The sequence below is a fragment of the Mesorhizobium sp. M7A.F.Ca.CA.001.08.2.1 genome (assembly GCF_003998455.1).
GTDB classification, from domain to species: Bacteria; Pseudomonadota; Alphaproteobacteria; order Rhizobiales; family Rhizobiaceae; genus Mesorhizobium; species Mesorhizobium ciceri.
The window spans coordinates 1-5593 of record NZ_RZPW01000410.1 but is presented as its reverse complement, the minus strand read 5'-3'; the positions used below and the strand labels follow the sequence as shown (position 1 = coordinate 5593).

At 63.8% G+C, this 5593-nt stretch carries 6 protein-coding genes; 4 read left to right on the top strand and 2 right to left on the bottom strand.

Going from position 1 to position 5593, the window contains the following annotated elements; translation table 11 throughout:
- From EN914_RS22225 to EN914_RS22210, 4 genes are all read left to right on the top strand, one after another.
- The coding region (locus EN914_RS22225; protein ID WP_127389260.1) for a lytic transglycosylase domain-containing protein at positions 1–720 on the top strand (720 nt) is incomplete at its 5' end.
- A gap of 92 nt (positions 721–812) precedes the next feature.
- Positions 813–2012 carry an ABC transporter substrate-binding protein gene (locus EN914_RS22220; RefSeq protein ID WP_024505132.1) on the top strand — a complete coding sequence of 400 codons (1200 nt, stop codon included), beginning with the start codon at positions 813–815 and terminating at the stop codon, positions 2010–2012.
- A gap of 56 nt (positions 2013–2068) precedes the next feature.
- Positions 2069–2749, top strand: coding sequence for a thermonuclease family protein (locus EN914_RS22215; RefSeq protein ID WP_245462215.1), 681 nt, complete (start codon positions 2069–2071; stop codon positions 2747–2749).
- A gap of 151 nt (positions 2750–2900) precedes the next feature.
- Entirely contained in the window at positions 2901–3653 is a 753-nt protein-coding gene (locus tag EN914_RS22210; RefSeq protein WP_024505130.1) for a GGDEF domain-containing protein, read from the top strand.
- A 58-nt stretch (positions 3654–3711) separates the two neighbouring features.
- Here EN914_RS22210 and EN914_RS22205 read toward each other — a convergent pair whose 3' ends face one another.
- Together EN914_RS22205 and EN914_RS22200 are read right to left on the bottom strand one after the other, a co-directional pair.
- Positions 3712–5259 carry a GMC family oxidoreductase gene (locus tag EN914_RS22205; RefSeq protein WP_024505129.1) on the bottom strand — a complete coding sequence of 516 codons (1548 nt, stop codon included), beginning with the start codon at positions 5257–5259 and terminating at the stop codon, positions 3712–3714.
- 42 nt (positions 5260–5301) lie between these two features.
- Positions 5302–5593 (bottom strand): FadR/GntR family transcriptional regulator (locus EN914_RS22200; protein WP_127389259.1); only part of this gene is annotated, 292 nt, incomplete at its 5' end.

The window sequence follows — 5593 nt, the reverse complement described above, 5'->3', positions numbered from 1 at the left end:
GCGATCGTGTTGTTTGGCGTTGTCCAAACGGTCACGCCGGCCAGTGCCAACTGGCTGGAACGACCATCCGTGAAACAACAGCTTTCGTCCGGCCTGAAGCAACCAGTGCGCTGTGATCCGGCCACCGAGTGGACCCGGCAGGCTTTCAAGGCGTTTGCCAGTTGCCAGGCATCGATCTATGGCCTGGAGCCGATGCTGGCGCATGCGGTGATGGAGATCGAAAGCGGCTTCGATCCCGGCGTGCAAGGCGCCGATGGCGAAGTCGGCCTGATGCAGGTGATGCCGGCGACCGCCAGGATGCTCGGCTTTCGAGGTTCCCTCGACGATCTCAGCGCGCCGGCGGCCAACATCGCGCTGGGGGTCAAATATCTTGCACAGGCCAACAAGCTCGCCGCGGGTGATCTCTGCACCACCGTCATGAAGTATCGCGCCGGGCACAATGAAAGCCGGTTCTCGGCCCTTTCAGTCCGCTACTGCCAGCGTGCGCGGGCAATCCTGGCAAGGGAAGGGATCGAAGTGACCGGGCCTTTGCCGGTGGCGACGTTCGGCTTTTCCGCATTTTCGCCAGGCGAGGAGGGTGGAGCCCCTGCCCAGGCAAAGGGCGTCTGCGTGCGCCGCGTGTTCGTGCCCGGGCCGCGATACATGAAATGCGCCGACTATCGAAGTGCTGGGCAAGCAAGGCAGATCAGGGCGCTCAGAGGCAGGCTGTTCGGCGGCTAAAAGAACTACAGACGGCACTGCAAGTCCGCCGTAACATGCGTTGAAGACCAGACCGGGAACAATATCCGGCGGCACATAGGGGTGGAGCATTCATGGAAGCTGGCCGACAGGTCCACCGTCCGCGGACATGGGCAATCGCCTTGGCGCTCGCCGCGATCGTGTCGGGCTGCCAGTCGAAGGGCGGCGTGTCCGAAGTGCTCGATCCGGCGGCGGTTACCGCGCCTGCCGGGCAGAACGGCGCCGCCGGTGCCGGTCCCGTCCAGGCGACCCAGTCGCTGGGCACCGGGTCGACCAAAGTCACGATGCTGCTGCCGCTTTCCGCCCCTGGAACGGCCGGGGAAAACGGCAGGAAGATGCTCGATGCGACCAAGCTGGCGATGACGGATATCGGCAACGGATTGCTGGCGCTGACGGTAGAAGACACCAAAGGCGACAGCGCACTGGCCGGCAAACTGGCGGTTACGGCCATTACGACGGGGTCTAAAGTCGTCATCGGCCCGACCGAGCTACCGGCGGCCCAGCATATTGCCACGCTGTCGGGGTCGAAGCGGCCACCGGTCCTGGCGCTCGCCGACAATTTCGCCGGCGGCCCCGGGGTCTATGCCGTGCTCCTTGGCGAAGCGGACAGCGCCGCCGCGGGCGCCGCGGGACTGGCCGCGAAAGGCAGCAAGAAGTTCGTACTGCTTGTCGCGGATGGCCCAAACGCCGGCGCCATGGAGAAGCGGGTCGCAAACAGCCTCAGCATCTATGGCGCGGCGCTCGCGGTCACTCTCCGATATTCTGCCGGCGACGGTGGCGCGAAGGCGGTCGACGAAATGGGCTCACTCGTGGACGCCCCCGACGCCGTCATTGTCGCCAGCGGCAATGGCAGTCCGGCGCCCATGCTTGCCGCCCTCAAATCGAAGGGCATTCCGGGAAAGACTGTCTCCGTCGTCGGAACGAACCGTTGGCTGGAGCACCCCATGGATCCGCTCTTCGAGGGGGCGTTTATCGCCACGCTCGATCCAGGTGAAACCGGGCCGATCGCCGACCGCTTCAGGACGACATACAACTATCCGGCTGACGTCAATGTGGCCTATGCCTATGATATGGTTGCCCTGACGGCAGGGATTGCCAGCGCGGTCGGGCCTGATGGCTTCAGCAAAAAAGTTCTCGAAAATCCAAACGGCTTTCGCGGGTCGACCGGCCTGTTCCGGTTTCGGGCCGACGGATCCAGCGAACGCTCGATGCCGTTTTACCGGATTGAAAAAGGTGCGCTCAAGCTGGTTGCCAAATCGACGTCGGGTTTCTGAACGGCGCAAATCCCTGGATCCTGTTCAAGCTGATGGCCAGGCCAGGCCGCAGCCGCTTGGCGATCGCACTCGGAAGTCTCCTGCTTCTGGCTGGGATACTGCTGATCATTCAGGGCGGGGCGTTGCTTTCGGTCGATCGGCCGGTCCGTGCCCAGTCGCCAGATGTTGACGACACGCAGCCTGTCCGGCCGGTTGCCCCGGTTGCCGGCGCACAACGCCTGGAACCGGCGCGCAAGGTTGCCCAAGACCTGATCGCTCCGCCACGGCTTGACCCCGCTGAGATCGAACGGGCCGAGCCCCGCCCGCCACTCAGCGAGCTCGGCCTCGCCGTGCCTCCGAAAACGCCGATGCCTGGGGATTGGCGGGAGGTCTCGCTCTACCGCCCGGTTGCCACATCGTCGGCGATGTTCGAAGCCATGGGCCGCAAGGTGGTCATCAGCGGGGTGCAAAGCATCGATCTTGACAGCTCCTGCTCGTTTCATGACGTCACCTGGCCTTGCGGCGTGCGCGCCCGCGCCGTTTTCAATTCCTGGCTGAGGGGACGCGCGCTGCACTGTTTCGTACCGCCGGACGTCGAGCGTTTTGCCGTCGCCGCACCGTGCAGGCTGGGCAAACAGGATGTTGGCGCCTGGCTTGTCTCCAACGGCTGGGCCACGGCGCTGCCGAGCGGCATCTACGGCAAGGCGGAGGCGACAGCCAGAAAGGCCGGGATGGGCATATTCGGCCCGGCACAATAGCCTGTCATTCATTCCCTGATGTTTTGTTTGTTAATCGCCACGTCCGCAGCCTTGATGGGGTCATCGCGCAATCGATTAAATTGCAATGTTCCTTGAAACTGAAATTGCAACACACCGGCCTTATACCAGCCCATCCACAGGAGATCGGCCAGTGACAAAGACTATGGCGAGCACCACCGACCAGGCATGGAAAGGCGTCGCTTTGCTGACCTTTCTGGGAACTGCTGCAATCCTGGGCGTTTCCGTCGGCCTCAATTATCTGCTCCTGTTTTCCGAAGCGCTGACGCCATTTGGGCGCAGCATGATCACGGCAATCCTGTTGCCTGTTGTCCTTGGCGTTCCGCTTTTTCTGTTCGTTGGATTGAAACAGATCGAACTTCGTCGCTATCGCCGGGAGCTCGACAAGTCGGCAACCTTCGACACCACGACCGGCTGCCTGAACGGAGCGGTCTTCACGTCGATGGTCGAAAGAAGAACGGCAAGACCGTCGGTGCCGGGGCCAAAATCGGGCGCCTTCCTGGTCATCCATTCGGAACATCTGCGGTCCATCAACTTGCGCTTTGGTCTTGAATGGGGCGATCAAGCCTTGCGGCTCATAGCCTCAACCATACAATCGTCGGTGCGCGCGGAGGATCTGGTTGGACGCATGGGGACGTCGATGTTCGGGGTCTTCCTCGCCGGCGCGACCGAAGCAGAAGCCAGGGAAATCGGCGAGCGTATCAGGGCGCGCATCGCACAAGTCTATTTCGCGCCAAAAGGCACCGAGGATGCCTTGACGGTCAAGGTCGGCGGCGTGGTGTTCGAGAACCAGGTGGAGTTCGCGGACATGTTCCGGTCCGCCGAGCAGCGCATGGCCGGCGTCCGGGACGGAGCGGCGTTTGAGCTGACGCATCTCCATAGCTGATAGTCGCCGGGAAGCAGAGCCATTCGGAACCCAGGGGAAGTGTCGGATGCGGCCGCCGTCACGCGGCCGCCGCGGTAACCCGTGAAGACGCCGCCCAGGTTTCGGCGATGGCGACGATCGCCGCGTTGATCGGTCCGCTCGGGATCGCCGGCATCACCGAGGCGTCGACGACAAAGGCATTGTCGAAGCCGTTCAGCCGCAAGTCGGGATCGACGATGGCCTCGGTGTCAAGACCCATCCGGCAGGTGCCGGCCGGATGGTGATGGGTGGAAGCAGCCCTGGCGATGAAAGCATCGAGTTCGGCATCGGACTGAACCGGTGCGCCTGGCAGGATCTCCGTATCGCGCCATTCGTCCAGGGCCTCATGATGGCCGACCATGCGCGCCCGCTTCAACGCCATCCTGAATGTCGCGCGATCGTGTTCGGTTTCCATATAATGCGGATCGATGACCGGCGCATCGTTGCGGCCCGGCCCGCTCGGTGTGATGCGCCCGCGGCTTGTCGGATGAGTGACGCCGCAAAGGATGGTAAAGGCCGAGCCATAAAGCGGGGCATTCAGGCCCTCGGCCGCCGACGGAGCGACGACGCAGGCGAGCACGATATCGGGACTTCCCATGGAGCGGGTCGGGTCGTCGCTGTGCAGATACATCAGCGATTCGGAGTGCTGCAGGCGGGAAGGCGGCACCGGCTTTTTGGTGCTGTAGACATTTCCAAGAGCCAGCAGATGATCCTGCAGGTTGCGGCCCACCTCGCTGCGATCGGCAAGGCAGCGTATGTCAGCCTGCTTCAGCGTATCCGGGCAACCAATGCCCGACCGCATGAGGATGAGCGGCGTGGACACGGCGCCCGCGCAAAGGACAATTCGGTCGGCACAGAGCGTTCTGGTCTGGCCCTCGCAGACCACGCTCACGCCCGTGACCCTGTGGCCGTCCAGAACCAGATGCTCGACCTCGTGGCCGGCGAGCAAGGTCAGGTTCGGCCGCGCCATGACCCGCGGCGGCAGATAGGCGTCGGCGACGCTCAGGCGCTTGCCGTCGCGTATGTTGAGTGAATTGGGGCTGGTGCCGACCATCTCGCCGCTGTTGTGGTCGCTCAGGGCGGGAGCCCCCATGGATCGCCCGGCGGCGATGTAGGCACGCACGACCGGACTGACCTCGGCGTCCGGCAGATAGACATCCAGCGGGCCGCTCTTGCCGCGTGTTGGCCCGTCGGAGGCGGTGAAGGCTTCGCTGCGGATGAAGCCCGGCAACAACCCCCGATAGGACCAGCGCTCGCCGCCGGCTTGCACCCAGGGTTCGAAATCATCGGGATGGCCGCGCACATAGGCCATTGCATGCAGGCAGCTCGAGCCGCCGACGATTTTGCCGCGCGGCCATTCATGGACGCGGTTGGCGGTGAAGGGCTGGGGCACGGTCCGATAGCTCCAGTCGTAGGCGCGGCCCTGGAGCATCGTCCATTTCAGCGGGTCGGCGATGTCGGGATCGTCCGGCATCGTCCCGGCTTCGATGAGGCCGACCTGGCACGACCGGTCTTCACTGAGACGGCTGGCAACAACCGAGCCAGCGGATCCCGCGCCGATGACCAGCACGTCGAAATGACGTTTCAATTTGAAATTCCCCGCACAGGCTCGATGTCAGAGGTGATGCGATCACGCGGCAAAGGCGCCGGCATTCGACCGTTCCATGATCTGTCTCTGCACCGACAGAAGGTGCGCGCGCATTGCGGCCTCTGCCGCTTCGGGGTCGCGCTGCGAGATCGCTTCGGCGATCAGGCGATGCTCGCCGTCGCGGTGGGCGATCCGCTTGGGGCAGGTGGGTGCCGCGGTGCGCGCAACCTTCACCCGCGCATCGACACCGACCTGGCGCAGCATCTTGTAGAATTCCGCGGCGAGGTGGTTGCGGGCCGCGGCAACGATCGCGAGATGGAAAGCGAAATCGACC

Bases quoted from the DNA above. Each gene is read 5' to 3' on its own strand.
- EN914_RS22220 (WP_024505132.1), top strand. From the start codon at position 813: ATGGAAGCTGGCCGACAGGTCCACCGTCCGCGGACATGGGCAATCGCC.